Below are 25538 nucleotides of genomic sequence, written 5' to 3'. Positions count from 1 at the left end.
CTCGGTCATGCCGTGGCTCCCTGCGGGACGGTGGCGGACGTGGCGCGCGGCTCACGGGTGCTCAGCCACCAGGACCGCAGGCCGAGCAGCACCAGGACGAAGTAGACGGAGTAGGTGAGACCGGAGAAGGTGTAGCCGCTGTTGAAGGCGAACGGCACGCCGACCGCGTCGACCGCGATCCAGGCGAACCAGAACTCCACCCAGCCGCGGGCCTGGGCGATCATCGCGGCCAGCGTGCCGACGAAGATGTAGGCGTCCGACCAGGGGCTCCAGGACAGGCTGGGGAAGGACGTGAACAGCAGGGCGAGCGCCACGGTGACGGCCGCGGTGCCCGCCGCCAGCACGAGCCGCTCGGGCCAGCTGGCGAACCGGACGGCGATCGCGCCGCCGTCGCGGCGGCCCCGCCGCCACTGCGCCCAGCCCCAGGAGGCGGTGGCGATCACGATCAGCTGCTTGCCGATCAGCCCGGGGACGTGACCGCCCAGGTAGGCGGCGATCAGCACCGCGCCGGACAGCAGCTGGACCGGCCAGCTCCAGACCGAGCGGCGCCAGCCGAGCGCGAGCCCGCCGAAGCCGAGGATGTTGCCGATCATGTCGGCCCACTTGACGTGTTCGCCGAGGACGGTGAACGCCTCGCCGCTGAGCCAGCTCACTTGGACTCCCCCGGGGTTCCGTCGACCGGCAGGTCGGACGGGTCGGAAACGTTGGAAAGGTTGGAAAGGCCGGAAGGGCTGGAAGGATCCGACAGGCCCGGGAGGTTCGGGAGGGTGCGGGATTCCAGGAGCCGCTCGACGTACTTCGCCAGCACGTCCACCTCCAGGTTGACGCCCTCCCCGACGGACTTGGCGCCCAGCGTGGTCAGCGCGAGGGTGGTCGGGATGAGGCTGACGGTGAAGCTGTCCCGGGCGGCCTCCACCACGGTGAGGCTGACGCCGTCGACCGTGATCGAGCCCTTCTCCACCAGGTAGCGGGAGATGGTGTCGGGCAGCGAGAACCGCAGCACCTCCCAGCGCAGCTCGCCGGCCGCGTCGCGCTCGCCGGGCTCGCGGCTCAACAGCCGCCCGGTGGCGTCGACATGACCCTGGACGAGGTGGCCGCCCAGACGGGCGCCGAGCGCCATGGCGCGCTCCAGGTTGACCCGGGAGCCGGGCTTCAACTCGCCGAGGCTGGACCGGTGCAGCGTCTCGGCCATCACGTCGGCGCTGAACTCACCGGTGCCGGCGGCCAGTTCCGCCGGGCTGTCGACGACGGTCAGGCACACGCCGTTGACCGCGATGGAGTCGCCGTGCCGGGCACCCGTACAGACCACCGGGCCGCGCAGGCGGATCCGCGAGGAGTCGCCGATCTCCTCGATCGACACGACCTCGCCGAGCTCTTCGATGATGCCGGTGAACACCCGGGTTCTCCTCGCGCTTGGGGCGCGGACTCCGGGGCGGCATGGGAGATGACACGGACGGGCACCGGTGCACGGGCCCGGGGCAGACCCTTCTCCGGGGTTGCCGAGGCCACCGGGAGATCACTCGCCCGGCCCGGGAGACACCGCTCCCGTCGTTCACCTGACCGGGGTCCGGAGGCCGGCTGTCGCCTGCCGATGGACCACGGGCACTGCTCTTCGTCCGCCCGCGCACGCCTCCCATCCGGACTTTAACCGTCGGTCCAGGAATTTCACCTGGTCAACCGGCCGCTGGCTGCGGACGGGTCGCGGACTGTAACCGCCGGTTCGGATTTTCACCGACCCCGGAGTGCGCTGAACGTCACTGCTTTGATGCCGTCATTGTGCCACGGACGGCGCAACGGCAGGGAGACCCCTGCGCTGTGGTCTGTTTCACGGGCTTGCGGGGAATGCGCGGTGCGGTGGCGTCCCGGTGGCGACCCGGTGGCATCCCGCTGCGGGCACGGTGGCGGAGCCGGGCGGCGGGGGCGAGGCTGGTAGACGGGGCCCTGCCGGTGACGCACCGAAGCTACGGAGGCGAGGGCGATGGCGAAGTTCATGGACGTCCACCACGGGATGGCCGGGATCACGGTCGAACAGCTCAGGCAGGCCCACGCGGCCGACCTGGCGATCGAGGGCGAGGAGGGCGTCCACTTCGAGCAGGCGTGGGCGGACCCGGAGTCGGGCACGGTGTACTGCCTCTCCGACGCGCCGTCCAGGGAGGCCGTGCAGCGGGTCCACAGCCGCACCGGGCACCCGGCGGACGAGATCCACCCGGTGCCGCTGTCGGTCTGAGCGCCGTAGTCGGTCCGCGGGCCGTCGTCGGCCTGATGCCGTCGTCGGCCCTCGGACCGTCGTCGGCCTGACGGCCGCTGCCGGTGCGAGGCCGGCGGTTCAGAGCGTGGCGGGGGCGCTGACCTGCAGGAAGTGGGTGACCTCCGGAGGGTGGGCGAGGTAGCTCAGCTCGCCCTCCGACCAGACCGGCCGGATCCGCCACATCGGCCCCGCGTAGCCGCGCAGGGCCTCCTCGTCGCGCCAGCGGCTCAGCACCAGCACCCGGTGCCCGTCCTCGGACACCGAGCGCAGCAGCTCGCCGCCGAGGCAGCCGTCGGTCCGCCCGAGTTCCGGGATCACCTGGGCGGCCAGGTGCGCGCAGAACTCCTCGCAGCGACCGGCCAGGACCTGCCCGGCCCAGATTCTGACGATCACGACCACCACCTCCGGCTGGAGTCCCTGGCCCCATTATCAGCGGAAAACCGCTGGTCGCCAGGGGTACGGCCGGTCCGGTACCGGGGGCTCCGAGACCATCGGCCGGGGGTGCGCCGAGCGGCCTCGGCTACATTCCCGGTATGACGACCACACCGGAAACTGTCGCTTCGTCAACCGCCGCGCCCAACCGGCCGGGCAGTCTGTTCGACGCCCTCCGCGCGGGCGCGCTCAGCGACCCCGCCCAGCTGCGCGAGGTCTACGAGCAGCCCGGCGACCACGCCCGCCGCAAGCAGGTCGACCACCTGCACGAGGTCGCCCAGCGCCTGATCGCCTGCTCCCCGCTGGTGTTCGTGGCCAGCGCGGACGCCGCCGGGCGCTGCGACGTCTCCCCGCGCGGCGGGCCGGCCGGGCTGGTCTCGGTGCTCGACGAGCACACCCTGGCCGTTCCGGACGCCACCGGCAACAAGCGCCTGGACACCCTGCACAACATCCTGGAGACCGGCCGGGTCGGGCTGCTCTTCGTCGTCCCGGGCCGGGAAACCACGCTGCGGGTCAACGGGCGGGCCTGCGTCTCGACCGACCCGGAGTTGCTGCGGCAGCTGACCGCCGTCGGCAAGCCGCCGCGCAGCGCGATCGTGGTCGCCGTCGAGGAGGTGTACGGGCACTGCCCGAAGGCCTTCCTGCGCTCCTCGGCGTGGAAGCCGGAGAACTGGCTCGCCGCGGACGCGCAGCCGAGCTCCGCGGAGGTCACGCTCTCGCACCTGCGGGACGAGTCGCTGACGGTGGAGGTCATCGAGCAGCACGAGCGGGAGTCGCTGCTGTACCGGTACGAGTGAGGGGGCGGGCCCGGATGCCCGGCACCCGGGCCGCCGCACCCGGACGGCGGCCGGTCGGGTGACGGCGGGTCCGCCGGGGGTGCCGGGGCGGCCGCCGGTGGTTTGAATGGACGGATGGACTGCGTCTTCTGTGCGGTGGCGGCGGGCGAGGAGCCGGCGCACCGGGTGCTGGACGACGAGGTGGCGGTGGCCTTCCTGGACCGTCGGCCGCTGTTCCCCGGGCACGTGCTGGTCGTGCCGCGCGCCCACCACCCGACGCTGGCCGACCTGCCGGCCGGCGCGGTGGGGCCGTTCTTCCTGCGGGTGCAGCGGGTGGCGAAGGCCGTCGAGCGCGGGATGGGCGCGGCGGGCAGCTTCGTGGCGGCGAACAACCGGATCAGCCAGTCGGTGCCGCACCTGCACGTCCACGTGGTGCCGCGCAATCCGAGGGACGGGCTGCGCGGGTTCTTCTGGCCGCGGCGGCGGTACCCGGACGAGGCGGAGGCGGCGCAGGTCGCGGTCCGGCTGCGGGAGGCGCTGGAGGGCTGAGCGAGGCGCCCACTGCTCCGCGCTCGCCGGGTACCGCTCAGGGCGCAGCGGGCCGTACCCCCGTGGGAGCATCGGCGGGGGTCGATCTCCTTTTCCGGGGGGACGATCACGTCGGCGGGGGCGCCTAGGCTCGCGAGCATGAACGAACTCGCCTGCCTCGTGCAGCAGACGGCCGACCGGCTCGCGGGCCGACACGTCGGCGCGGTGGTCGCCGGGCTGGCCGGCGGCGCCGTGGAGATCCGCGGTGCCGGGCGGACCGGTCCGGGCGGCGGGGTGCCCGGGCCCCGCACCCTGTTCGACATAGGCTCCGTCACCAAGGTGTTCACCTCGCTCGCGCTCGCGCGGCTGGCCCTCGGCGGCACGGTCCGGCTGGACGATCCGCTCGCCGAGGTGCTCACCGGGGCCTCGGGCGGTCGCGCGACCGTCCCGGCCAGGGGTCCGGAGCCGGTCACCCTGCGGCACCTCGCCACCCACACCTCGGGGCTCCCCCGGCTGCCCCGGGGCATGGCCGTGCAGGCGCTGCTGTCCCCCAACAAGCCCGATCCGTACGCCGACTGCACCGCCGAGCGGGTGCTCGACGGGCTCGCCCGGACGCGGCTGCGGGCCGTGCCCGGGCGGAGCTTCCGCTACTCCAACCTGGGCGCGGGGCTGCTCGGTCTGGCCCTCGCGCAGCGGTCCGGCGTCGGGTACGAGGAGTTGGTGGCGCGCGAGGTCTGCGCGCCGCTGGGGCTGGTGGACACCTGTGTGCGGCCGGACGAGGAGCAGGCCGCGCGGCTGGCGCACGGGCACACGCCGGGCGGCCGGCCGGTGCCGTACTGGAGCTTCGCGGCGCTGCCCGGGATGGGCGGGCTCCGGTCGACCGCCGCCGACCTGGTGGTGTTCCTGCGGGCCCAACTGGCCGCCGGGCGGGAGCCGGACGCGGCGCTGTCGCCGGCGATCGCCCTCACCCGGGAGACCCGGCACCGGGTCAATCCGTTCGCCTGGGTGCACCTGGGCTGGCTCGGGCACCGGCTGCACACCCAGCAGGGCGGGCACCTCCAGATCTGGCACAACGGGGGCACCGGCGGGTTCAGCTCCTTCGTGGCCTTCGACCCGGAGAAGCAGGTGGGCGTGGTGGTGCTGGCCAACACCCGCCGGTCGGCCGATCCGGCGGGCACGGCGCTGCTGCGCGGCCTGCAGAACGGGTTCGCGACGGTGGCGTGAGGGCGGGCACCGTCCGGCCCGGGAGGCGGCAGTCCGGTTCGTACCCACCCCCGGTGCGGGCGGCCCCGGCCGGGGCGCGATGATGGCGAGGGCGTTTCGGGCCAAATGGTGCCGATTGGCACTGTCGCCGGGAGCGGCGAGCAGATGATGCTGGGGATCGAGCGGTCGCGGTTCCGATGGGGAAGTCCGCCGAGTGGAAGGGGGCCGACATGGCGGTGACGTGGTCGCCGACCCGGGTGCGGTCGACCGGTTCTACCGGTTCTACCGGCTCGGCCGGTTCGGTCGGTTCGGTCGGTTCGGTCGGTTCGGTGGGTCCGGCCGGTGCGGCCGGGACGGCCTGCCCGGCCGGCCGGCTCGGCGCGGTGGTGCGGGTGTACCGGCGGTACCGGCCGCTGTCCTGGTCGGCGCGGGTGTGGTTGCACCTCTGCGGGGTGGCCGTCTCCGTGGCGGTCTGCGTGGTGCTCGGCGGGTGGTGGCCGGCACCCGTGCTGGCGGCCGCCGCGGTGGTGGCGGTGAGCGGGTACGAGCGGCTGCGGTCGGCGCCCGGGCTGCGGTCCGTACGCGTCCACGAGGGCGGGCTGGTGCTGGTCGCGGCGGACGGTCGCGAGGAGCCGCTGCCCTGGAGCGCCGTGGAGGCCACCGAGTACTCCCCCGGCGGGCCGCGCGGGGAGCACGAGCACGGGCGAATATGGCCGGCGGGCGCGGACGAGCCGCTGGTGCTGGCGCACCTGCGCGGGCTGGGCGGGCTGTTCCGGGAGCTGGAGGAGCGCCTCTCCCCCGGGCTCCGGGCCGCGCTGCACGAGACGCTGCGCACCGAGGGGAGCGTCCGCTTCGCGCGGGGGCGACTCACGGTGACGGCCTGCGGGCTGGTGCACCGGCCGGCGCACCCGCTCGCCGCGACGGAGGCCCACCGCTGGACGGAGGTGCTCTCGGCCCGGGCGTCCGCCCTCGGCGAGTTGGAGATCCGGACGCACTCGGCCGGCCTCCCGCTCACCTTCCCGGTGCCCAACGCCCGGGCGGCCGCGGGCTTCCTGGAGGACCTCCGGACGGCTGCCGCCGGGTGATCAGCGCCGGGCGGCCGCCCGGCGTGCGGGCCCGGGGCCGACCCCTAAGGGGCGGCGCGGGCTCTTCCCGGAAGGGATCAGTACGCCGCTGAGTGGACGTCAGCCCCCGTGCCCGCGGCCTACGGTCGCTCGCATGAGCCGACTCCGCACGACCGCCGCCACGGCAGCCCTGCTGCTGGCGCTCCCGCTGTCCGTCGCCGCTGCCGCACCGGCCCTGGCCGCGCCGCCCGGCCCCGCCGCCGCCACGGGCGGCCCGACCACCCGGGCCGCCACCCCGGCCACCCGGGTCGAACTCCCCCGACCGACCGGGCCGTACGCGGTCGGGCAGGAGGTCCTGCACCTGGTGGACGGCGACCGTCCGGACCCGTGGGTGCCCGCCGACGGTCCGCGTCAGCTGATGGTCTCGATGTACTACCCCGCCCACGCGGGGACGGGCACCCCCGCCCCGTACCTGACCTCCGCCGCCGCCCGGGCGCTGCTGGACGGGAAGCTGCCGGGCAACACCGTCCCGACCGAGGCGGTGTCCGGCACCCGGACCTGGGCGGAGTCCGGAGCGCGTCCGCGGGGCGGCCACTACCCGCTGGTGGTCCTGTCCCCCGGCTTCACCATGCCGCGTGCGATGCTCAGCGGCCTCGCCGAGGACCTGACCAGCCACGGCTACGTCGTCGCGGTCGTCGACCACACCTACGAGAACACCGGGACCACCCTCCCGGACGGACGGACGCTCCCCTGCGCCGCGTGCGGCTCGGTCGACAGCGAAGAGGCGGCGGCGCGCCTGGAGGCGGGCCGGGCGAAGGACGTGTCCTTCGTCATCGACCGGCTGACCGACCGCCCGCACCCGGCCTGGCGCCACGCCCGGCTGATCGACCGCGACCGGATCGGCATGGCCGGGCACTCCGCCGGTGGCGCCTCCACCGTCCCGGCCCTGCTCACCGACGACCGGATCCGCGCCGGGGTGAACCTGGACGGCACCATGCACTACCGGGTGCCCGAGTCCGGCCTCCGGGGCAAGCCGTACCTGATGTTCGGCCACCCGCTCCCCGGCGGCGCCCAGGACCCGACCTGGGTCACCAGCTGGGCCCGGCTGGACGGCTGGAAGCGCCTGCTGACCCTCGACGGCTCCGACCACGGCAGTTTCACCGACCTCCCGCTCTTCATCGACGGGCTCGGCGTCCCCAGGGGCCCGTACACCACCATCGGGAGCCTGCGCGCCGCCGCCCTCACCCGGCAGTACGTCGGGGCCTTCTTCGACCTCCACCTGAAGGGCGTCCCGCAACCGCTGCTCGACGGACCGAGCGCCGCCAACCCGGAGGTGCGCTTCACCCCCTGAAACCCGCCTGAGGCCCGCCCCCCGGGTCGGGCCGTCGGCAGGCCGACCCGGGGCGGAACGGGCGGCCCGACCGGGCTGAGCGGGGCGGCTGCGCCGGGTGGGGGTGCGTGCGAAGATGGCAGGGCTGGTGGGAACGATCTCCGGACGGTTTCTGGGACGGTTCTCTGGCCATGGTGGACGAATACGCGCAGCGCCCGGGGCAGCCGCGGCAGGACGCCCTGCTGATGGTGCCGATCGCCACGGCGCTGATCGACGCCGACGGGCGGATCCTGCACTGGAGCAGTGACGCGGAGGCGTTGCTCGGACACCCCGCGCGGGAGGCGCTGGGCGCGCGGGCCGCGACGCTGCTGACCTCCGACGAACTCCGGCCGGAGGTGCTCCAGCTGTTCCGGCAGATCCTGGCGGGCCGGTCCTGGTCCGGGGTGTTCCCGGTCCGGCACCGGGACGGGCACCTGGTGGACCTGGAGTTCCGCACCCACCCGGTCCGCGGCCCCGGCGGCGCCCCGATGGTGCTGGCGGTGGCCTCCGAGGTGACCACGCTGCACCGGCTCCAGGCGGACCTGGCCCTCCTCGACGGGTTCTTCACCCAGTCCCCGGTCGGCATGGCGGTCTTCGACACCGACCTGCGCTTCGTCCGGCTGAACGAGGCGCTGGCGAACGCGAACGGCCTGGCCGTCGGGGATCCGCTGGGCCGGCGGCTCACCGAGGTGCTGCCCAGGATCAACAGCGCCGAGGTGGAGGCGGTGATGCGCCGGGTGCTGGCGAGCGGCGAACCGGTGGTGGACGACCTCGCGCACGGCCGCACCCCGGGCGACCCGAACCACGACCACGCCTGGTCGACCTCCTACTTCCGGCTGACGGACCGCGGCGGCCGGGTGCTCGGGGTGTGCGCCACGGTCATCGACGTCACCGAACGGTTCCACGCCGACGCCCGGGCGGCGCGCGCCCAGGAGCGGCTGTCCCTGCTGGTCGACGCGACCGCCTCGATCGGCACCACGCTGGACCTGCGACAGACCGCCCGGGAGCTGGTCGACGCGATGGTGCCCAGGGTCGCCGACATCAGCGCGGTGTTCGGGCTGGAGGAGCTGGTGGCCGGCCGGAACGTGGAACCGCCCGCGCCGGACGCCCCGCTGCTGGTGCGCCGCCTCGCGATCTCCACGACGGACTCGCTCTACCCGGCCGAGGCGCTGCCGGTGGACGCCGTGCACGAGCTGCCGCCGGACTCCCCCTACGCCCGGGCGCTGACCAGCGGGCGCACCATGGTGGTGCCGTCCTGGGAGCTGCCGATGCTGAGCGAGGGCATCAACGAGAGCCGCCGCCAGGCCTACCTCGGCGACCGGCCGCGCTCGGTGCGGATCACCCCGCTGGTGGCGCGCGGCACGACGCTCGGCATGGTGGTGTACTCGCGGCGCGGTGCCCGGGAGTCCTTCGCGGCGGCCGACATCACGCTCGGCGACGAGCTGGCCTCGCGGGCGGCCGTCGCGCTCGACAACGCCCGGCTGTACCTGCGCCAGCACCAGACCGTGCTGGCGCGGCAGCAGGCGCTGCGCGAGGCGAAGGCCGCGCAGGAGCGTCTCGCGCTGGTCAACGCGGCCTCCGCCCGGATCGGCACCACGCTCGATCTGGCCCAGACTGCCCAGGAGTTGGCCGAGGTGGCGACGCCCCGGCTGGCCGACACGGTGGTGGTGGAGGTGCTGGAGGAGCTGGTCCGCGGCGAGCGCGCGGCGACCGCCCCGGTGGACGGCTCGGCGCTGCTGCGGCGGATGGCCTTCCACTCAGTGCGCGGCTCGACCCTGGCCCCGATCTCCCGCACCGGCAACGTGCACCGCTTCGTGCCCGGTTCGCCGTACGCGTGGAGCCTGGCGCACCGCGAGCCGGTGCTGGTGCCGCGGATGGACGAGGAGGGCATGGCCTGGTTCGCCGACGACCCGGTGCGCCAGGCCGCCGTACGGGAGCAGCACGTGCTGTCGTTCATGGTGGTGCCGCTGATCGCGCGCGGCACCCCGATCGGTGTGGCGGGCTTCTACCGCACCCTGGTCGAGCGCCCGTACGACGAGGACGACGTGGCGCTGGCCGGGGAGCTGGCGGTGCGGGCCGCCGTCTCGATCGACAACGCGCTGCTGTTCACCCGCGAGCGCGACGCGGCCGCCGCCCGGCAGCGGGCGCTGGACGAGGCCTGGGCCGCCCAGCAGCGGCTGTCGCTGCTGAACGAGGCCAGCAACCGGATCGGCACCACGCTCGATCTGCACCGCACGGCACGGGAGTTGGTGGAGGTGGTGATCCCGCGGTTCGCCGACTTCGTCACCGTGGACCTGCGCGAGGCGGTGCTCAGCGGCGAGGAGCCCGGGGCGGTCCCGCCGGAGGGCCCGGTGCTGATGCGGGCGGTGGCGGTGGGCGAGGCCGGCCCGGACGGCCGCATGCACGAGGCGGCCGACCAGGTGGGCGAGACCTCGCAGTCGGCCAGGCTGTACGCGCAGAGCCTGCGCACCCGGCGCTCGATCCTGGTCGCCGAGGTGACCGAGGAGGAGCTGCGCCGGATCGTCGCCTCGCCCGACCGGGTGCAGCCCAGCCTGGACGCCGGGGTGCACTCGTACCTGATGGTGCCGCTGATGGCGCGCGGGCACGTGCTGGGCGGCGCGGAGTTCGTCCGCACCGGCAACCCGGCGCCGTTCGGCCCGGCGGACCGTTCGCTGGCCGAGGAGCTGGCCGCCCGCACCGCGCTGGCGATCGACAACGGCCGGCTCTACCGCCGCGAGCGGGACACCGCGCTCACCCTCCAGCGCAGTCTGCTCCCCCAGGAGGTGCACCGCGCCCTCGGCCTGGACCTCGCCTACCGCTACCTGCCCAGCAGCGTGGTCAGCGAGGTCGGCGGCGACTGGTTCGACGTGGTGCCGCTGTCCTCCGGGCGGGTCGCGCTGATCGTCGGCGACGTGATGGGCCACGGCATCCGGGCCGCCGCGACCATGGGGCAACTCCGCACGGTCGCCCGGACGTTGATCACCCTTGAGCTGGATCCGGCGCGGGTGCTGTACCGGCTGGACGAGGCGACCGCGACGGTCGGCGAGGGCCAGTTCGCCACCTGCGTCTGCGTGGTGTACGACCCGGTGGGCCGCCGCTGCACCGCGGCCAGCGCCGGGCACCTGCCGCCGGTGGTCGCCGACGCCGAGGGGCGGGCGCACCTGGTCGAGCTGCCGTCCGGCACCCCGCTGGGCGTCGGCGGAGTCGCCTTCGAGAGCGCCGAGTTCACCCTCCCCGAGGAGGGCATCCTGACGCTCTACACGGACGGGCTGGTCGAGCGCCGGGGCCAGGACCTGGACGAGGGGCTGCAGTTGCTGTGCCGGACCGTCGCCGACCGGCGCGGCTCGCTGGAGCAGACCTGCGACGCCGTGCTGAACCGGCTCACCGAGCGCACCAGCGAGGACGACATCGCCGTCATCATGGCGCAGGTCCGCCCCCGGGGCACGGACCGGATCGCCACCCTGCCGCTCACCGGCGACCGCGCGATGGTCGCCCACTCACGCCGCTTCACCCGCGAGACGCTGGCCGCCTGGGGGCTCGGCGCGCTCGCCGACTGGGCCGAGCTGCTCACCAGCGAGCTGATCACCAACGCCCTGGTGCACGCCGGTTCGCCCACCCAGCTGCGGCTGTACTGCGACCGGGTGCTCACCGTCGAGGTCGCCGACCGGGAGCCCGAGGTGCCGCGGATCCGCCGCGCCCGCGGAGAGGACGAGGGCGGCCGGGGCATCCACCTGGTCAACGAGCTCGCGCACCGCTGGGGCAGCCGCCGCACCCAGGACGGCAAGGTGGTCTGGTTCGAGCTGGAGCTGCCCCCGGGGGCCTCGCCGCCTGCGTGAACAACGGACGGTTGTCGGTCCGGCGCCGCGGTTGTCGGCCCGGCGGCCCGCCGCGGCGGTTGTCTGGTGCCACGGCGGGACGGCCCCGCCCGGACGGACCCCAGGAGCCCACCGTGCAGCACCCCGACGCCCGCACCGTCGTCACCGACTACGTCACCCTCATCGCGGCGGGCGAACGCGAGGCCGCGATCGCCCTGTTCGCCGAGGACGCCACCTGGAGCTATCCGGGCAGCCTCGCGCTCTCCCGCACCTGGCGGGGCAGGCAGGAGATCTTCGGCGACTTCCTCGGCCAGGTCGGCACCCTCTTCGCCCCCGACGGCCTGCCGGCCATCACCCTCACCCACGTCCTCGCCGACGGCCCGCGGGCGGTGGCCGAGTGGACCACCGTCGGCACCGCCGCCAACGGCGCCGCGTACGAGAACCACTGCCTGGGGGTGTTCACGGTGACGGACGGCCTGATCACCTCCGTCCGCGAGTACCTGGACACCGACCACGTGGCGCGGACCCTGCTGGCCTGAACGGCGCCCGCGAGGAGCGCCGGCCGCCCGCCGCCGACCGGCCGGGGTCAGTCCGGCAGCAGCAGGTTGACGTCGCCGAACTCGTGCCACAGGTAGCGGTGCCGCACCGCCTCCCGGTAGCAGGCCGCCAGCAGCGGACGGCCCGCGACGGCGGCGAGCATCAGCAGGTGGGAGGCCCGGGGCTCGTGCCAGCCGGTGAGCAGCCCGTCCACGGCCCGCACCCCGCGCTCCGGGGTGACGACCAGCTCCGTCCAGCCGTCGGCCTCCTGGACGGTGCCGTCCGCAGCGGCCGACTCCAGAGCCCGGACCACGGTGGTGCCGACGGCGATCACCCGGCCGCCCCCGGCCCGGACGTGGCCGACCAGCCGGGCGGTGGCGGCCGGGACGTGGAAGCGCTCGGCGTACGGGGCCTCGTGGACCTCGGGCGACGCCACCCCGGTGTGCAGGGTGACCGGCGCGAGGAGCACCCCGCGACCGGCCAGCCGCGCCACCACCTCGGGGCTGAACGGACGGGCCGCGCTGGGCATCTCGCTGCTGCCGGGGACGGTCGCGAAGACCGTCCGGTAGGCCTCGATCGGCCAGTCGCGGTCCACGTAGCCGTACCGGATCGCCCGGCCGTGCCGCTCCAGGTACGGCAACAGCGGCTCCGGCAGAGCGAGTTCGGCGTACCAGAGGCGGGCGGTCAGCGGCCGGGTCAGCACCGCCGCGCCGGCCGCGGGCAGCGAGACGCGCAGGCCCGGGCGGGCCGGGGACTCCTCCGGCGGGTAGTGGGCCGCCGCCCGGCCCGGCACCACCCGGCGCAACTCGACCAGGTGGGCGCCCGATCCGTCCGGCTGGGCGGAGGAGAGGTGCAGCGCGACCGGGGTGCCGTCCGGCAGCCGGCCGGGCAGCGCGGCGGGGACGGTGGCCGAGTTGTTGACCACCAGCAGGTCCCCCGGGCGCAGCACCTCGGGCAGGTCGGTGAAGCGGCGGTGCTCGACCGCGCCCGTGGCGCGCCGGCCGACCAGCATCCGGACGCCGTCCCGGGCCGTGCCGCGCGCCTCCGCCGGTGCGCGGGCGGAGAGTTCGGGCGGGACGGTGACGTCGAGGCCGAGGGGTCCGAGGCCGAGGGGCGCCGCACCGGCGGGGTCGGGGCCGGTGAGGGGGGAGGCGGTGAGGCGGGAGGCGGTGCGGTCGGGGCCGGTCGGATCGGGGCCGGTGAGATCGGGGCCGGTGGATGCCGTCATCGCCCGCCCCGGTCGGCGGCCGCGGCGGCCATGTCCTCGGCGCGGTAGCGCCCGGAGGGCCGGCGGTCGCGGAGCAGGCCGAGCAGGACCGGCGCCACCTGCTCGGGCAGCGGCTCGCCGGAGATGTCCTCGCCGGGGCTGGCCTCCTGGAGCATCCGGGTGCGCATGCTGCCCGGGTCCACCGCCCAGACCCGCAACCGCGGCTCCTCCCGGGCGAGTACGCCGCTGGCGAGGTCCAGGGCGGCCTTGCTGGCGCCGTAGCCACCCCAGCCGTGGTACGGCACCACAGCGGCGTCGGAGCTCACGTTGAGGACGGCGCCGGCGTGGGCGCGCAGCTGGGGCAGCACGAGCTGGGTGAGGGCGATCGGGGCGAGCACGTTGACCTCGAAGGTCTCCAGCAGGTCCGGCAGCGGGAAGTCGGCCAGCCGGGGCAGCGGCTCCCCGCCGGGGCCGGGCGCGCCGTTGAGCGTTCCGGCGTTGTTGACCAGCAGGCTCGCGCCGCCGAGGCGCTCGGCGGCCTCGGCCAGGTGGGCGCGGTGGTCGTCGTCGACGACGGAGCCGGCCAGGGCGACGACCCGGGTGACGGCGGCCAGGTCGGCCGCGGCGGCGGCGAGTTCGGCCGCGCCCCGGGCGGTGACGACCAGGTGCCAGCCCTCGGCGGCGAGGGCGTGCGCGATGGCCAGGCCGAGGCCGCGGGAGGCTCCGGTGACCAGCGCGACGGGTGCGGGGTGCGGGCCGCCGGTCGGCGATGCGGCGGTGTGCTGCGTGGCGGTGTGCTGCGCCGCGTCGTCGCCCGCGTCCATGCCCGCGTCCATGCCCGCGCCGGTGCCCGCGTCGCTGCCTGCGTTGTTGTCTGCGTTGTTGTCTGCATCGATGCCTGCGTTCATGCCGCAACCATCCCGCCGGCGGTCCCGGCGGCGGATCGGCCGCCGGGACCGGGACCGGCCGGACGTTGGCCCTAGACCGTCCGGAGGGCCGTCCTAGGACCTGCTCCCGACTCCGTCGGACCAGCCCCGCGGGTCGGTCCAGGCGGCCAGCGTGCGGCGGGTCTCGAAGCGGCGCTCGTGGCCGGACAGCGGATCGGTGAACTCGACCGTCGAGGCGAGCAGCTGCAGCGGGCGGCGGAAGTCGTCCGGGGCCGGTTCGGGCAGCACCACCGGGTAGACCGGGTCCCCGAGGATCGGCAGTCCGAGGCCGCTCATGTGCAGCCGCAGCTGGTGGGTGCGCCCGCTCAGCGGCCGCAGCCGGTAGCGCGCCAGGCCGTCGCGGCGTTCCAGCAGGTCGATCCGGCTCTCGCTGTTCGGCGGCGCGTCGATCTCCTGGGCGGCGATCACCCCGCGCTCCTTGACGATGTGACTGCGCACGGTGCGCGGCAGGCTCAGCTCCGGGTCGTACCCGGCGACCGCCTGGTACTCCTTGCGCACCAGGCGGTCCCGGAACAGCGTCTGGTAGGCGCCGCGGTCCTCCGGGCGGACGACGAACATGGCCAGGCCGGCGGTGAGCCGGTCCAGGCGGTGCGCGGGGCTGAGCGCGGGCAGGTCGAGGGTGTGCCGCAGCCGGGACAGCGCGGTCTCGGTGACGTGCCGGCCGCGCGGCGTGGTGGCCAGGAAGTGCGGCTTGTCGACCACCACCAGGTGCTCGTCGCGGTGCAGCACGACCAGCTCGAACGGGACGGGCACCTCCTCCGGCAGGTCCCGGTAGAACCACAGGTGCGCGCCGGGGCGGAACGGTTCCGCCGGGGCGACCGGGCCGTGCTCGCCGACGATCTCGCCGTCCCGCAGCGCCGCGTCGATCCGTTCGGCCGGGACGGCGGGCAGCCGGTCCACCAGGTGGTCCCGCACCGTCGGCCAGGGGCCTTCGAGCGGCAGCCGGAGGTGCACCGGGTCCACGCCGCGGCGCTGCGGGAGGGGGGAGGTCGGGCGGCGGCTCTTGCGTCTCATCTCCCGGCCCAGCGTAGTGCGCGCCGGCGCACGACCCGCCGCCGAGGTGCTGACCCGGGGCCGGGCAGGGAGAGTGGACCGGAGGCCCTCGTTCCGCCGGGGGCCTCCCGGCCGTCCGCCGGGCGGCCCGGCGGGCCGGTGTCCGGCCCACCGGCCGGGCCGACGGGCCGGGACTGCCGACCGGGCCGACCCGCCGACCGACAACCGACAACCGATCGACCCGCCGGACCGCCCGGCAGCACTGGAGGACGCGTGACCGCCGACGGCCCGGACGGGGTGCCGCCGCTGCACCTGCCGAGGCGGACCCGGCTGCTGCTCTACGGCGCGCTCCTGCTGCTGGTCGCCGCCGTGGTGGCCGCGCTGGCGATCGGCCCCGGAACCACCCTGGCCCCGCTGCTGGCGGTGGCCCCGGTGCTGGCCGGCGCGACCACTCGGCAGGCCCGGGTGCCGCTGCTGGTCGGCGCGGCGGCGCTGCTCGCCGTCGGGATGCTGGAGTCGGCCAACGCGCAGCTGCCGCTCTCGGTGCGGATCAGCGTGCCGGTCACCGTCCTGGCCTCGACCCTGGCCAGCGCCGCCAGCGTCGTCCTGGTGGCGGCCCGCGAGCGGGAGCTGTTCCAGGTCCGGACGGTCGCCGAGGCGGCCCAGCGGGCCCTGCTGCGGCCGCCGCCGGAGCGGATCGGACCGCTGCGCGTGGCGGTGCGGTACGTGGCGGCGGCCGCCGAGGCCCGGATCGGCGGCGACCTGTACGCCGTGGTGGAGACCCGCTTCGGGGTGCGGATCCTGCTCGGGGACGTCCAGGGGCACGGCCTTCCGGCGGTGGAGACGGCGGCGGACGTCCTCGGGGTGTTCCGGGAGGCCGCGCGGACCGAGCCCGACCCCGGGCGGCTCGCCGAACGGCTGGACGCGGCGCTCGCCGCCCGGCAGTCGGACGAGGGCCGGTTCGCCACCGCGCTGCTGCTCGACGTGGCGCCGGACCGGGGGCCGGTGCGGCTGGTGAACTGCGGCCACCCGCCGCCGCTGCTGCGCCGGGCGGGCCGGGTGAGCGAGCTGGAGCCGCCGTCCCCGGCGCCGCCGCTGGGGCTGCTCGGGCTCACCGGCGACTCGTACCGGGACCGGCGGTTCGACCCGGAGCCGGGCGACGTGCTGCTCCTGCACACCGACGGCGTGTCGGAGGCCCGGGACGCCGAGGGCCGGTTCTACCCGATCGCGGAGCGGCTGCCCGGCCTGCACGGCGGCACCCCGGCGGACCTGCTGGACGACGTGCTGACGGACGTCGGCGGCTGGGTCGGGGACGCCGGGCTGGCCGACGACGCGGCGGTGCTGGCGATCCGCTGGGAGCCGTGACCGGACCGCGGGCGGCCGGCTCGGACGCGGTTGTCAGGGGTGTGTGCAAGGCTCGGTTCGCGGTCGGCGGGGAGCCGGCCGCCGGGTGGTCGACGATCGACCGACGAGGGGACGGTGCCATGGGGAGCAGGGCAGGCGGGTCGTTCGAGCTCACCGCGTTCGAACCGGTGGAGACGGAGGAGCTGGCGGGCGCGGCCTTCGGGCGGGTCCGGATCGCCAAGACCTTCACGGGCGGGCTGAGCGGGGCGAGCGAGGTGCGGATGCTCTCCGTCGGGGGCCCCGACGGCGGCCCGGCCTCGTACGTCGCGGTGGAGCACGTCACGGGCGAGCTGGACGGGCGCAGGGGCTCGTTCGTGCTCCAGCACGCGGCCTGGGACACCAGCGGCACGACGATACGCGTGGTGCCGGGCACCGGGACGGGCGAGCTGGCCGGGATCACCGGGGAGTTCCAGCTGACCGTCGACGCGTCCGGCACCCACACCTACGTGCTGGAGTACGAGCTGGGCTGACGCCGGCCGCGGCGCGCGCAGTCGGCCGCCCGAGCGGTCAGTGGACGGTCGGCCCGGCCTCCGGCCGCTCGACCGCCGTCCGGACGGCGGTCGGGTAGCTCCGGAACGGCGGCAGGGTGTCGGTCGCCCGCTCGGCCCGGGCGTTCCTGCCGGGGCCGAGGCACCCGTTCGAGATCACCTGCCGTGCACCCCGTCACCGGTCTCCGCGGCAAGGGCACCGGGCCGGGCCGGCGGCAGCAGGCCGCTGCGAGCGGCGATGACGCCGGCCTGGAAGCGGCTGCGCGCGCCGAGCCGCTCCAGCAGCTCGGCGATGTGCTGGCGGCAGGATCGGACGGAGAGCCCGGCACGCTTGGCGATCACATCGTCCTTGAGGCCGGCCCCGAGCAGGGTGGTGATCAGCCGCTTGATGTCCTCGGCGCTCTCGTGGGCCGCCAGCGGACCGGTGCGGTACTCCGAGGCAGTGGCCCAGGCCTGCTCGAAGCTCTGGCAGAGGTGGGCCACGATCGACTCCTCGCGGACGATCACCGCACCGCCGGGCTGGCGGAGATGAGGCAGGAAGGCCACCTGACGGTCGAAGATGAGCATCCGGCCGGGGAGTTCGACGAGTGTGCGGATCTCCGACCCGGCTTCGACGACCGCCTCCACATAGGCTTGGGTGGGGGCGTGGAAGCGCGCGGTGTGCTGGTAGAGGCTGCGGATCCGGACCCCGCGTTCGAGCATCGCCAGGTCCCTGGGCAGTGCGTCCGCCAGGGCGGCGGGCGGACGGCCGCCGCCGGGCTGACACGCCATCAGTTCGACACGACAGTTGGCGCCGAGCTCGGCGAGCAGGGTCCGGACCGCGAACTTGTCGGCGAGGCTGTCCACCGCCTCGTCGTGGTTGCGCTGCCGACGGGCCTCGAAGTAGACGGCGGAGAGCGCGGACAGCGCACTGCGGACCTGTTCGGTGTTGCGCCGCCGTCGACTCAACTCCGTTTCGGCCCTGCGTAATTCGTCTTCGGTGGGGCCGAGCAGTGCCGCTATCGCCGCGTCGGGGCCGTTCGGCAGCAGCACGGAGCTGCCGGCCATCGGAGTCAGCAGGTGGAGTGCGTTCAGAGTGTCGACGGCTGCGGTCAACTCAGCGGCTGTCACGCCGAGTTCATCGGCGCAGCGGTCCGGGTCAGCGGCGTCCAGTCCGCCGTTCCGCACCGCCCACTGGTAGGCGGCGACCCCGATCTCGTCGAGAACAGGCGAGTCCGCAGCGCCGATGTGCGCGGATTTGTCCATGAGTGTCATCCCTCATTTCGTTCCCGCGGAGCAGATGAGCCATCCAACACATGTCATGTGCCGGGTGTCCACCGGCACTCTGGAGTCAGCCGAGGGGGCGGCCCCCGCGGCGGAGAGAAGTCCCGACCACAAGGGGGATGGCTCGATGCGAAGGAAGCTCCTGAAGTCCTGTCTGGGCGTCGCCTCGGCAGCCGCGGTGTTCGCGGCGGTGCCGGCGGTGGCCGAGACCGTGGCGAGCCGGCAGCCGGTCACCGTGCTGCGGGCGGACAGCGGGTGGGGCGACGGTCCCCACACGGGGAGTCACATCGGTCCGTCCTCCAGGCCGCCCGGTCAGGCCGGGTGAGGTGAGACGGCAGCCGCCTGCTGCCGCCGGGTGGGAGGCGGGACCTTTCACCCGAACCGACCGGAAGGCGGTCGAACCGCCTGCGCGTGCGTCCATCGGCACACCTTGGAGAACAGTCACCACCGGAGAAGAAGGAGATCGAGATGTTCAGGAAGCTTGAGCGACTCGGCGGAAGCCTGCTGGAGCGTTTCGTGCCCAAGGCCGATGCCCAGGCCTGCGGCTGGTACAGCTGGTCGCAGTGCTGGCAGTGCGCCGGCTCGCCGTGCAGCGTCAACACCTGCACTGGCCAGCTGGTCTGCAAGTAGCCCTTCCCGGCCGGCGTCCGAGGTCTATGCGAGCAGGGCGGGGGGGGGGGGGGGGGGGGGGGGGCCCCCCCCCCCCGCCGCCCCCCCCCCCCCCCCCCCCCCCCCCCCCCCCCCCCCCCCCGCGCCCGGATCAGGTACACCCGCCGCGCTGCGCGCCGGTCGCACCCCGCGCCGGTCACACCTCAGAACCCCAGGAGGGTGTGATGCACTGTCTCGTCGTCTGCGTCCGGGCACTGCTCGGCGCGGTCTTCCTGGCCTCGTCCATCGGCAAGCTCGTCGGCCGCAACCGGCTCACCTCCTTCGCGCAGTCGGTCGAGGGCCTGGGGCTGCTGCCCGCGTGGCTGGTCCGTCCGGTCGCCCTGGCCGTTCCCGTGGTCGAACTGGCCGATGCGGCCCTGCTCGCGATGCCGGTCCGCGTCCTCTGGTCGGCCGGGCTGTTGGTGGCGACCGGGCTGCTGCTGGTCTTCGCGATCGGCATCGTGCCGGCCCTGCGGCACGGTGCCCGGGTGCCCTGCCGCTGCTTCGGCGGGTCCACCGCCCCGCTCGGGGCCCGACAGCTGGCCCGCAACCTGCTGCTGGCGGCGGCCGCGCTGGCGGCCGCCGCCGTGTCCGGCCCCGGGGCGTCGACCACGGGCACCGTCGGGACCGCTCTCGCGGTGGCCGCCGGCCTGCTGCTCGGTGTGCTGGTCGTCGTGCTCGACGACCTGATCGAACTCTTCCGAACCACCCGACCCGAGGAGGTCGTCGATGTCCGTCCTGATTCCGCTCCTGCTCCTCGTCGGGGCGCTCTGCGTCCTGGACCTGCTGCTCACTCTCGGAGTGATCAGGCGGCTGCGTGAGCACTCCGACCTGCTCGCAGCCCCCGGCGGTCCGGGCGCGGTGCCCGTGGCACCCGAAGTGGGGACGCCGATCGGCGAGTTCAGCGTCGAGACGACCACCGGCGAGCGGTTGACGGACGCGGATCTGGCGGAGGGCACCCTGGTGGCCTTCTTCTCACCGACCTGCGGTCCGTGCCGGACGAAGCTGCCGAAGTTCGTCGAGCACGTCGCCGCGCTGCCGCGAGGGAGGAACGGCGCACTGGCCGTGGTGGTCGGCGAGCCCGAGGAGTCCGCGGACTTCGTCCGCCGGCTCTCGGCGGTGACCCGTACGCTCCGCGAGAGCAGCGGCGGCGCGCTGGCAGGGGCCTTCCAGGCGCGGGCCTTCCCCACCCTGCTCACGGTGGGCCGTCCCGCGGGCCGACTGGCGGTCACCGCCAACGACGTGGCGCTGGCCCCCTCGGTTCCGGTGGCGGCGTGAACGGCGCCGGATCCGGCCCGGCGCGGCGCCCGGCCCGGGGCGGTCCGGCGAAGCACCCGGCCGGCGACGGTTGCGTCCAGGCCTCCCCTGTGGCGGGCCGGCTGGACGGGAAGCAGGAGGCGCCGACCGGGAAACAGGACCACCTGAACGCGGAACCGGACCGGCTGGACGGGAAGCAGGAGGCGCCGACCGGGAAGCACGACCGGCTGAGCTGGAGGCTCGTACGCTCCTGCCTGCGGCTCGCCGCCGAAGCGGCGCCCGGCGCCCTCGCGGGCTACGCCGCCTGCTCGCTGGCCGCGGCCGCACTGCCGGTCGTTCTCGCCTGGCTCACCAGGTCACTGCTGGACGCCCTGACCGGTCACGGCGGCCCCGCCATGCCGGCCGTCCTCGGCGGCGGGCTGGTCGCCGCCGGTGTGGTCACCACCCTGCTGCCGCAACTCACCCGCTATCTCGCGGCGCAGGTCCAGCGCCGCACCGGCCTGCTGGCACAGGAGCAGCTGTTCACCGCCGTCGACGGCTTCACCGGCCTGGCCCGGTTCGAGGATCCGCGCTTCCTGGACCGGCTCAGGCTCGCCCAGCAGGCCGGCCGGACCGCCGTCGGCCAGGCGCTGGAGGGGCTGCTGGGCACCGCGCGGTCCGTGCTGGTCGTGGTCGGCTTCCTGGGCTCCCTGCTGGTGGTCGGTCCCGCGCTGGCCGCTGTGGTGCTGCTCGCCGGAGCTCCCGTGCTGGCGGCCGAGTTGACGCTCGGACGGCGCCGGGTCCGGCTGCTCTGGGACATCGGACCGACGGAGCGGCGCGAGTTGTTCTACAGCGAGCTGCTGACCAGCGTCGCGGCGGCCAAGGAGGTCCGGTTGTTCGGCACCGGCGCCTTCCTGCGCGGCCGGATGCTGGCCGAGCGACGGACGGCCGACACCGCCCGCCGGCTGCTGGACCGGCGCGAGGTGAGGGTGCAGTCCGCGCTGGGAGTACTCGCGGCCCTGGTCTCCGGCTGCGGCCTGCTCTGGGCGGTGGAGCTGGCCCGTACCGGTGTCATCACCCCGGGCGGGGTCACCATGTTCGTCGCCGCGGTGGCGGGCGTGCAGGGCGCGCTCGCCGGGCTGGCGGCCACGACGGCCGTCGCCCAGCAGGCCCTGCTGCTCTTCGCCCACCACCTGGCCGTACTGGACTCCGGACCGGACGTGCGGCTCCCGCGGACGTTCCGCACCCTGCCGCCACTGCGCGAGGGCATCGAGCTGCGGGACGTCTGGTTCCGCTACTCTCCCGACCACCCCTGGGTGCTGCGGGGTGTCGACCTCTTCATCCCCTGCGGTGCTTCGGTGGCCCTGGTGGGGCTGAACGGTGCCGGGAAGTCCACCCTGGTGAAGCTGCTCTGCCGGTTGTACGACCCGACCTGCGGGGTCATCCTCTGGGACGGGGTGGACCTGCGGGAGATCGACCCGGCCCAGCTGCGGGCCAGGATCGGCGCGGTCTTCCAGGACTTCATGCACTACGACCTGACGGCCGCCGAGAACATCGCCCTGGGGGACCTGGCGGCACTGGACGACCGGCCGAGGATCGAGGCCGCCGCCGAACGCGCCGGGGTGCACCGGGCCCTCGCCGCGCTGCCCGGCGGCTACGACACCCTGCTCTCCCGGACGTTCCTGCCGCCCGGTGCCCGGGCGGACCGGACCACCGGCCTCGTGCTCTCCGGGGGGCAGTGGCAGCGCCTGGCCCTGGCGCGGGCACTGCTGCGCGAGCGGCGGGACCTGATGATCCTCGACGAACCCTCGGCCGGTCTGGACGCCGAGGCCGAGTACGAGGTGCACCAGTCGCTGCGGCAGGCCCGGTCCGGGCGGACCAGTCTGCTGATCTCGCACCGGCTCGGCGCGGTCCGGGAGGCGGACCGGATCGTGGTGCTGCGCGAGGGCCGGGTGGTCGAGTCCGGCGGACACGACCAGCTGATGGCCGCGGCCGGCGCCTACCAGCGGCTGTTCGCGCTGCAGAGCCGGGGCTACCGGACGGCGGAGGCGGCCTCGTGAAGCTGCCGTGGATCGCAGCGGTCCCGGCGGTGGTGACGGCGCTGGTGGCCGTCCGACTGGTGCGCCTGGCGCTGGTGGTCGTGACGGTCCGGGGGGAGAGCATGCTCCCGGCGCTCCGCGACGGTGACCGGGTCCTCGTGCTGAGAGCCTCCGGCCCGGCGGTCGGTCAGGTCGTCGTGATCGAGCACGCGGACGCCCACGGGCGTTGGCCGGACCGTCCGCTGCGGCGCCTCGGGCCCGTCGGCGCGGGCGGAGGCCCGGCCGGACGGCGGTGGGCGATCAAGCGCGTGGCGGCACTCCCCGGGGATCCCGTACCGGCCACGGCCCGCTCGGGACCGGCGGGCGACGGCCCGGTCCCGCCGGGCGCACTGGTACTCCTGGGCGACAATCCGGCGGCCAGCGTCGACTCCCGGCAGGCCGGCTGCTTCCCCCTCGACCGCGTCCTCGGCCGCGTGCTCCGGCGCCTCCCGGCCTCCCGCGCCGCCGGTCGAGGGGGCGGCACGGCGGCGCCTGCGCACCGTCAGGTCCAGGGGCACTGCGGGTAGTGGCGGCCGTGGTCCACGCCCTCGACCACGGTCGAGCCGGCGACGGCCTGACCGCGTGACACCGGCCCGACGCGAACGTGCCGCGTCCGCCGGGCGCCCCGCTCACGCTGTCACGATGATGCGATCAGTGCACGATCGACATCGGAGGGTGGCACATGCCCGACACCGCGGTGGATTGCAGGACGGCGGTGACCGCGCAGGCGGCCCCGGAAAGGGCCGGGATCGAGCGGGTGGTCGGCCGGCTGCGGCGGATCGGGGCCGCACTGCCCCCGGCCGACGGGGTGGCGGTCTTCAACCGGATCTACCTCGCCGTGACGGAGGCCGTCCGCGACCGGCTGGGCGACGGGTACTTCGCCGACCCGCCGGCCGTGGCCGAGCTGGACACGGTGTTCGCCCGGCGCTACCTCCGAGCTGTGGCCGCCGACGCGGCCGGGCGGGAGCCGCCCGCCTGCTGGCGGCCGCTGTTCGCGCTGCGCGCCCACCCGGGGGTGCACCCGCTCCAGTTCGCGCTGGCCGGGATGGCCGCCCACATCCAGCACGACCTGCCGCTGGCCGTCCTGGACACCTGCCGCCGCCGGGGCTGCGAGCCGGCCGTCATCGAGGAGGACTACCGCCGGATCAACCGGGTGCTGGCGGAGGTGGAGGCGGCCGTCCGGGAGCAGCTGATGCCCGGGCCCGACCTGCTGGAGCTCGCCGAGCCGCTCACCCACCTGCTCGGCGTCTGGTCGGTCGCGGCCGCCCGGGAGGGTGCCTGGAGCGCCGCCGACGCGCTGTGGGAACTGCGCCACCTGCCGGACGCGGCCCGGGCGTTCACCATCGCACTGGACGCTTCGGTCGGGCTGCTCGGCCGCGCCCTGCTGCTCCCGCTCGGAGCGCTGCTCCCGTCCGGGCCGGACGACGGGCCCGCCGCTCCCCCGGCGGGGCGCCCGGACGACGGCCCGGACGATCGCCCCGGCACCGGGCGGAACGCCCCCGCAACGGCCGCCGCCCGGCTCCCCGAGGCGAGGAACCGGACGGCCGGCGGTACGGACGCGGGCGGCGCGGCGGCCGCCGGCGGCGATCAGGCCCAGCTGGAGTGCAGCGGCTTGCCCTCGGCGTAGCCGGCCGCGCTCTGGACGCCCACGATCGCCTTCTCGTGGAACTCCTCCAGGCTGCCGGCGCCCGCGTAGGTGCAGGAGCTGCGGACGCCCGCGATGATCGAGTCGATCAGGTCCTCGACGCCCGGGCGGGCCGGGTCCAGGAACATCCGGGAGTGCGAGATGCCCTCCTCGAACAGCGCCTTGCGGGCCCGGTCGTACGAGGAGTCCTGGGCGGTGCGGTTGCTGACCGCGCGGGCCGAGGCCATGCCGAAGCTCTCCTTGTACTGCCGGCCGTCGGCGGCGGTCTGGAGGTCGCCCGGGGACTCGTAGGTCCCGGCGAACCAGGAGCCGATCATCACGTTCGAGGCGCCGGCGGCCAGCGCCATCGCGACGTCGCGCGGGTGGCGCACACCGCCGTCGGCCCAGACGTGCTTGCCGAGCCGGCGGGCCTCGGCGGCGCACTCCAGGACGGCGGAGAACTGCGGCCGGCCGACGCCGGTCATCATCCGGGTGGTGCACATGGCGCCGGGGCCGACGCCGACCTTGAGGATGTCGGCGCCCGCCTCGACCAGGTCGCGGACACCGGCGGCGGAGACCACGTTGCCGGCCACGATCGGGACCTGCGGATCCAGGCCGCGCACCGCGCGCAGCGCGGTGATCATGGACTCCTGGTGGCCGTGCGCGGTGTCGACCACCAGCACGTCGGCGCCGGCCTCGATCAGCGCCTTCGCCTTGCCCGCGACGTCGCCGTTGATGCCGACGGTGGCGGCGATCCGCAGCTTGCCGGCCGCGTCCACGGCCGGGGTGTACAGGGTGGCGCGCAGCGCGCCCTTGCGGGTGAGGATGCCGACCAGCCGGCCCTCGCCGTCCACGACCGGGGCGAGCTTGCGGTGCGCCTCGGTGAGCTTCTCGAACGCGGCCCGCGGGTCGATGCCCTCGTCCAGCACCAGCAGGTCGCGGGACATGACGTCGGCCAGGCTGGTGAAGCGGTCCACGCCCTGGCAGTCGGACTCGGCGACCACGCCGACCGGCCGGCCGTCCTCGACCACCACGAGGGCGCCGTGCGCGCGCTTGGGCAGCAGCGAGAGCGCCTCGGCGACGGTGGCGCCCGGGTCGAGCGTGATCGGGGTGTCGAAGACCAGGTGGCGCTGCTTGACCCAGGAGACGACCTCGGCGATGACCTCGGTGGGGATGTCCTGCGGGATGGCGACCAGGCCGCCGCGGCGGGCGACGGTCTCGGCCATCCGACGGCCGGCGATGGCGGTCATGTTGGCCACGACCAGCGGGATGGTCGTGCCGGTGCCGTCGTTCGAGGAGAGGTCGACGCCCTGCCGGGAGCCCACGGCGGAACGGCTGGGGACCATGAAGACGTCGTCGTACGTCAAGTCGTACGAGGGCGTGAGGTCGTTCAGGAAGCGCATGAAGAAGGGCTCTCTGGCTGGGGGATACACCTCGGGTGCGGTTGCGGCGATGCCGCCGGAGCGCACTCGGGCGCCCGGCACCCAGCGTTCGATTCTCCGGGAAGAGCGGGGGCAAAAGCCAGTCCGAGGAGCATCGCTGGGGCTGTGCACAAACCCCGCGGAATGCTCCGCGCGTAGACATGGAGGATCGTCCAAGGACCCCCTCCGACGTCCGGTTTTCGCCCCGGTCCCGGCCCCTCCCGTAGCATTCACGCGGTAACGGGCATGGCTTCACG

General features: G+C 75.1%; 26 protein-coding genes and 1 riboswitch. Of the genes, 17 read left to right on the top strand and 9 right to left on the bottom strand.

Going from position 1 to position 25538, the window contains the following annotated elements:
• Positions 1–5 precede the first annotated feature (5 nt).
• Together ACFY0X_RS10600 and ACFY0X_RS10595 are read right to left on the bottom strand one after the other, a co-directional pair.
• The gene (locus ACFY0X_RS10600; RefSeq protein ID WP_387751775.1) at positions 6–653 is read right to left on the bottom strand and encodes a nicotinamide riboside transporter PnuC; all 648 of its coding nucleotides are present in this window, start codon (positions 651–653) and stop codon (positions 6–8) included.
• On the bottom strand, positions 650–1396 hold the full coding sequence (locus ACFY0X_RS10595; protein ID WP_387751772.1) for a riboflavin synthase: 747 nt from the start codon (positions 1394–1396) through the stop codon (positions 650–652). Before ACFY0X_RS10595 ends, ACFY0X_RS10600 begins: the two co-directional genes overlap by 4 nt.
• Before the next feature lie 225 nt (positions 1397–1621).
• Positions 1622–1749: riboswitch (FMN riboswitch) on the bottom strand.
• A gap of 229 nt (positions 1750–1978) precedes the next feature.
• On the opposite strand from ACFY0X_RS10595, the gene ACFY0X_RS10590 reads away from it, so the two are divergent.
• Positions 1979–2227, top strand: a complete 249-nt coding sequence (locus tag ACFY0X_RS10590) for an SCO4226 family nickel-binding protein (RefSeq protein ID WP_387751769.1) — start codon at positions 1979–1981, stop codon at positions 2225–2227.
• 99 nt (positions 2228–2326) lie between these two features.
• Here the strand turns inward: ACFY0X_RS10590 and ACFY0X_RS10585 are convergent, their stop codons facing one another.
• Positions 2327–2641: an antibiotic biosynthesis monooxygenase family protein gene (locus ACFY0X_RS10585; protein WP_387751766.1), complete on the bottom strand. Its 315-nt coding sequence runs from the start codon at positions 2639–2641 to the stop codon at positions 2327–2329.
• Positions 2642–2781: 140 nt separating this feature from the next.
• Here ACFY0X_RS10585 and ACFY0X_RS10580 point away from each other — a divergent pair, with 140 nt between their 5' ends.
• The 7 genes from ACFY0X_RS10580 to ACFY0X_RS10550 all read left to right on the top strand — a co-directional run bounded on the left by ACFY0X_RS10580 (position 2782) and on the right by ACFY0X_RS10550 (position 11974).
• A complete protein-coding gene (locus ACFY0X_RS10580; protein ID WP_387751763.1) occupies positions 2782–3477 on the top strand; it encodes an MSMEG_1061 family FMN-dependent PPOX-type flavoprotein in 696 nt (231 codons plus the stop codon).
• A 114-nt stretch (positions 3478–3591) separates the two neighbouring features.
• Positions 3592–4005 (top strand): HIT family protein, encoded by a 414-nt coding sequence (locus ACFY0X_RS10575; protein WP_387751761.1) that lies wholly within the window; start codon positions 3592–3594, stop codon positions 4003–4005.
• 138 nt (positions 4006–4143) lie between these two features.
• Positions 4144–5208, top strand: coding sequence for a serine hydrolase domain-containing protein (locus ACFY0X_RS10570; protein ID WP_387751758.1), 1065 nt, complete (start codon positions 4144–4146; stop codon positions 5206–5208).
• A 209-nt stretch (positions 5209–5417) separates the two neighbouring features.
• Positions 5418–6272, top strand: a complete 855-nt coding sequence (locus ACFY0X_RS10565; protein WP_387751756.1) for a hypothetical protein — start codon at positions 5418–5420, stop codon at positions 6270–6272.
• Between the two features lie 133 nt (positions 6273–6405).
• Complete coding sequence (locus ACFY0X_RS10560; RefSeq protein WP_387751753.1) at positions 6406–7602, top strand: alpha/beta hydrolase family protein; 1197 nt, start codon at positions 6406–6408, stop codon at positions 7600–7602.
• Between the two features lie 170 nt (positions 7603–7772).
• On the top strand, positions 7773–11456 hold the full coding sequence (locus tag ACFY0X_RS10555; protein WP_387751750.1) for a SpoIIE family protein phosphatase: 3684 nt from the start codon (positions 7773–7775) through the stop codon (positions 11454–11456).
• 113 nt (positions 11457–11569) lie between these two features.
• Positions 11570–11974 carry a nuclear transport factor 2 family protein gene (locus ACFY0X_RS10550; RefSeq protein ID WP_387751747.1) on the top strand — a complete coding sequence of 135 codons (405 nt, stop codon included), beginning with the start codon at positions 11570–11572 and terminating at the stop codon, positions 11972–11974.
• A gap of 47 nt (positions 11975–12021) precedes the next feature.
• On the opposite strand, the gene ACFY0X_RS10545 is transcribed toward ACFY0X_RS10550, so the two are convergent.
• The 3 genes from ACFY0X_RS10545 to ACFY0X_RS10535 form a co-directional block, all read right to left on the bottom strand.
• Positions 12022–13200 (bottom strand): S-adenosylmethionine:tRNA ribosyltransferase-isomerase, encoded by a 1179-nt coding sequence (locus ACFY0X_RS10545; RefSeq protein ID WP_387751744.1) that lies wholly within the window; start codon positions 13198–13200, stop codon positions 12022–12024.
• Positions 13197–14087: an SDR family NAD(P)-dependent oxidoreductase gene (locus ACFY0X_RS10540; RefSeq protein WP_387751741.1), complete on the bottom strand. Its 891-nt coding sequence runs from the start codon at positions 14085–14087 to the stop codon at positions 13197–13199. Before ACFY0X_RS10540 ends, ACFY0X_RS10545 begins: the two co-directional genes overlap by 4 nt.
• A 93-nt stretch (positions 14088–14180) precedes the next feature.
• Positions 14181–15140, bottom strand: coding sequence for a pseudouridine synthase (locus ACFY0X_RS10535; RefSeq protein WP_387751738.1), 960 nt, complete (start codon positions 15138–15140; stop codon positions 14181–14183).
• Positions 15141–15392: 252 nt separating this feature from the next.
• On the opposite strand from ACFY0X_RS10535, the gene ACFY0X_RS10530 reads away from it, so the two are divergent.
• Both ACFY0X_RS10530 and ACFY0X_RS10525 read left to right on the top strand, forming a co-directional pair.
• Positions 15393–16484 carry a PP2C family protein-serine/threonine phosphatase gene (locus ACFY0X_RS10530; protein ID WP_387751735.1) on the top strand — a complete coding sequence of 364 codons (1092 nt, stop codon included), beginning with the start codon at positions 15393–15395 and terminating at the stop codon, positions 16482–16484.
• A gap of 119 nt (positions 16485–16603) precedes the next feature.
• Positions 16604–16993, top strand: coding sequence for a DUF3224 domain-containing protein (locus ACFY0X_RS10525; protein ID WP_387751732.1), 390 nt, complete (start codon positions 16604–16606; stop codon positions 16991–16993).
• Positions 16994–17030: 37 nt separating this feature from the next.
• Here ACFY0X_RS10525 and ACFY0X_RS10520 read toward each other — a convergent pair whose 3' ends face one another.
• On the bottom strand, positions 17031–17171 hold the full coding sequence (locus ACFY0X_RS10520; RefSeq protein ID WP_387751729.1) for a hypothetical protein: 141 nt from the start codon (positions 17169–17171) through the stop codon (positions 17031–17033).
• Positions 17168–18256, bottom strand: coding sequence for a hypothetical protein (locus tag ACFY0X_RS10515; protein WP_387751726.1), 1089 nt, complete (start codon positions 18254–18256; stop codon positions 17168–17170). The genes ACFY0X_RS10520 and ACFY0X_RS10515 overlap by 4 nt, the downstream gene beginning before the upstream one ends.
• A 145-nt stretch (positions 18257–18401) precedes the next feature.
• On the opposite strand from ACFY0X_RS10515, the gene ACFY0X_RS10510 reads away from it, so the two are divergent.
• The 7 genes from ACFY0X_RS10510 to ACFY0X_RS10480 all read left to right on the top strand — a co-directional run bounded on the left by ACFY0X_RS10510 (position 18402) and on the right by ACFY0X_RS10480 (position 23863).
• Positions 18402–18599, top strand: coding sequence for a hypothetical protein (locus ACFY0X_RS10510; protein ID WP_387751723.1), 198 nt, complete (start codon positions 18402–18404; stop codon positions 18597–18599).
• Between the two features lie 143 nt (positions 18600–18742).
• Positions 18743–18904 (top strand): hypothetical protein, encoded by a 162-nt coding sequence (locus ACFY0X_RS10505; RefSeq protein WP_387751721.1) that lies wholly within the window; start codon positions 18743–18745, stop codon positions 18902–18904.
• A gap of 203 nt (positions 18905–19107) precedes the next feature.
• Positions 19108–19743 (top strand): MauE/DoxX family redox-associated membrane protein, encoded by a 636-nt coding sequence (locus ACFY0X_RS10500; protein ID WP_387751718.1) that lies wholly within the window; start codon positions 19108–19110, stop codon positions 19741–19743.
• On the top strand, positions 19652–20200 hold the full coding sequence (locus tag ACFY0X_RS10495) for a TlpA family protein disulfide reductase (RefSeq protein ID WP_387751716.1): 549 nt from the start codon (positions 19652–19654) through the stop codon (positions 20198–20200). Before ACFY0X_RS10500 ends, ACFY0X_RS10495 begins: the two co-directional genes overlap by 92 nt.
• Positions 20197–22218, top strand: coding sequence for an ABC transporter ATP-binding protein (locus tag ACFY0X_RS10490; RefSeq protein ID WP_387751713.1), 2022 nt, complete (start codon positions 20197–20199; stop codon positions 22216–22218). Before ACFY0X_RS10495 ends, ACFY0X_RS10490 begins: the two co-directional genes overlap by 4 nt.
• Positions 22215–22763 carry a S26 family signal peptidase gene (locus ACFY0X_RS10485; protein ID WP_387751710.1) on the top strand — a complete coding sequence of 183 codons (549 nt, stop codon included), beginning with the start codon at positions 22215–22217 and terminating at the stop codon, positions 22761–22763. Before ACFY0X_RS10490 ends, ACFY0X_RS10485 begins: the two co-directional genes overlap by 4 nt.
• Positions 22764–22918: 155 nt before the next feature.
• Positions 22919–23863, top strand: a complete 945-nt coding sequence (locus ACFY0X_RS10480) for a DUF5995 family protein (protein WP_387751707.1) — start codon at positions 22919–22921, stop codon at positions 23861–23863.
• Here ACFY0X_RS10480 and ACFY0X_RS10475 read toward each other — a convergent pair.
• On the bottom strand, positions 23824–25263 hold the full coding sequence (locus tag ACFY0X_RS10475) for a GuaB1 family IMP dehydrogenase-related protein (protein ID WP_387751704.1): 1440 nt from the start codon (positions 25261–25263) through the stop codon (positions 23824–23826). The genes ACFY0X_RS10480 and ACFY0X_RS10475 overlap by 40 nt on opposite strands.
• Positions 25264–25538: the final 275 nt, after the last annotated feature.

The organism is Kitasatospora sp. NPDC001547, from assembly GCF_042894165.1.
GTDB lineage: Bacteria > Actinomycetota > Actinomycetes > Streptomycetales > Streptomycetaceae > Kitasatospora.
This window is presented reverse-complemented; position numbering and strand designations above follow the sequence as displayed.

Bases quoted from the DNA above. Each gene is read 5' to 3' on its own strand.
- ACFY0X_RS10565 (WP_387751756.1), top strand. From the start codon at position 5,418: ATGGCGGTGACGTGGTCGCCGACCCGGGTGCGGTCGACCGGTTCTACC.
- ACFY0X_RS10525 (WP_387751732.1), top strand. From the start codon at position 16,604: ATGGGGAGCAGGGCAGGCGGGTCGTTCGAGCTCACCGCGTTCGAACCG.
- ACFY0X_RS10560 (WP_387751753.1), top strand. From the start codon at position 6,406: ATGAGCCGACTCCGCACGACCGCCGCCACGGCAGCCCTGCTGCTGGCG.
- ACFY0X_RS10515 (WP_387751726.1), bottom strand. From the start codon at position 18,256: ATGGACAAATCCGCGCACATCGGCGCTGCGGACTCGCCTGTTCTCGAC.
- ACFY0X_RS10570 (WP_387751758.1), top strand. From the start codon at position 4,144: ATGAACGAACTCGCCTGCCTCGTGCAGCAGACGGCCGACCGGCTCGCG.
- ACFY0X_RS10480 (WP_387751707.1), top strand. From the start codon at position 22,919: ATGCCCGACACCGCGGTGGATTGCAGGACGGCGGTGACCGCGCAGGCG.
- ACFY0X_RS10495 (WP_387751716.1), top strand. From the start codon at position 19,652: ATGTCCGTCCTGATTCCGCTCCTGCTCCTCGTCGGGGCGCTCTGCGTC.
- ACFY0X_RS10475 (WP_387751704.1), bottom strand. From the start codon at position 25,263: ATGCGCTTCCTGAACGACCTCACGCCCTCGTACGACTTGACGTACGAC.
- ACFY0X_RS10535 (WP_387751738.1), bottom strand. From the start codon at position 15,140: ATGAGACGCAAGAGCCGCCGCCCGACCTCCCCCCTCCCGCAGCGCCGC.
- ACFY0X_RS10575 (WP_387751761.1), top strand. From the start codon at position 3,592: ATGGACTGCGTCTTCTGTGCGGTGGCGGCGGGCGAGGAGCCGGCGCAC.
- ACFY0X_RS10500 (WP_387751718.1), top strand. From the start codon at position 19,108: ATGCACTGTCTCGTCGTCTGCGTCCGGGCACTGCTCGGCGCGGTCTTC.
- ACFY0X_RS10505 (WP_387751721.1), top strand. From the start codon at position 18,743: ATGTTCAGGAAGCTTGAGCGACTCGGCGGAAGCCTGCTGGAGCGTTTC.
- ACFY0X_RS10540 (WP_387751741.1), bottom strand. From the start codon at position 14,087: ATGAACGCAGGCATCGATGCAGACAACAACGCAGACAACAACGCAGGC.
- ACFY0X_RS10555 (WP_387751750.1), top strand. From the start codon at position 7,773: ATGGTGGACGAATACGCGCAGCGCCCGGGGCAGCCGCGGCAGGACGCC.
- ACFY0X_RS10510 (WP_387751723.1), top strand. From the start codon at position 18,402: ATGCGAAGGAAGCTCCTGAAGTCCTGTCTGGGCGTCGCCTCGGCAGCC.
- ACFY0X_RS10545 (WP_387751744.1), bottom strand. From the start codon at position 13,200: ATGACGGCATCCACCGGCCCCGATCTCACCGGCCCCGATCCGACCGGC.
- ACFY0X_RS10580 (WP_387751763.1), top strand. From the start codon at position 2,782: ATGACGACCACACCGGAAACTGTCGCTTCGTCAACCGCCGCGCCCAAC.
- ACFY0X_RS10590 (WP_387751769.1), top strand. From the start codon at position 1,979: ATGGCGAAGTTCATGGACGTCCACCACGGGATGGCCGGGATCACGGTC.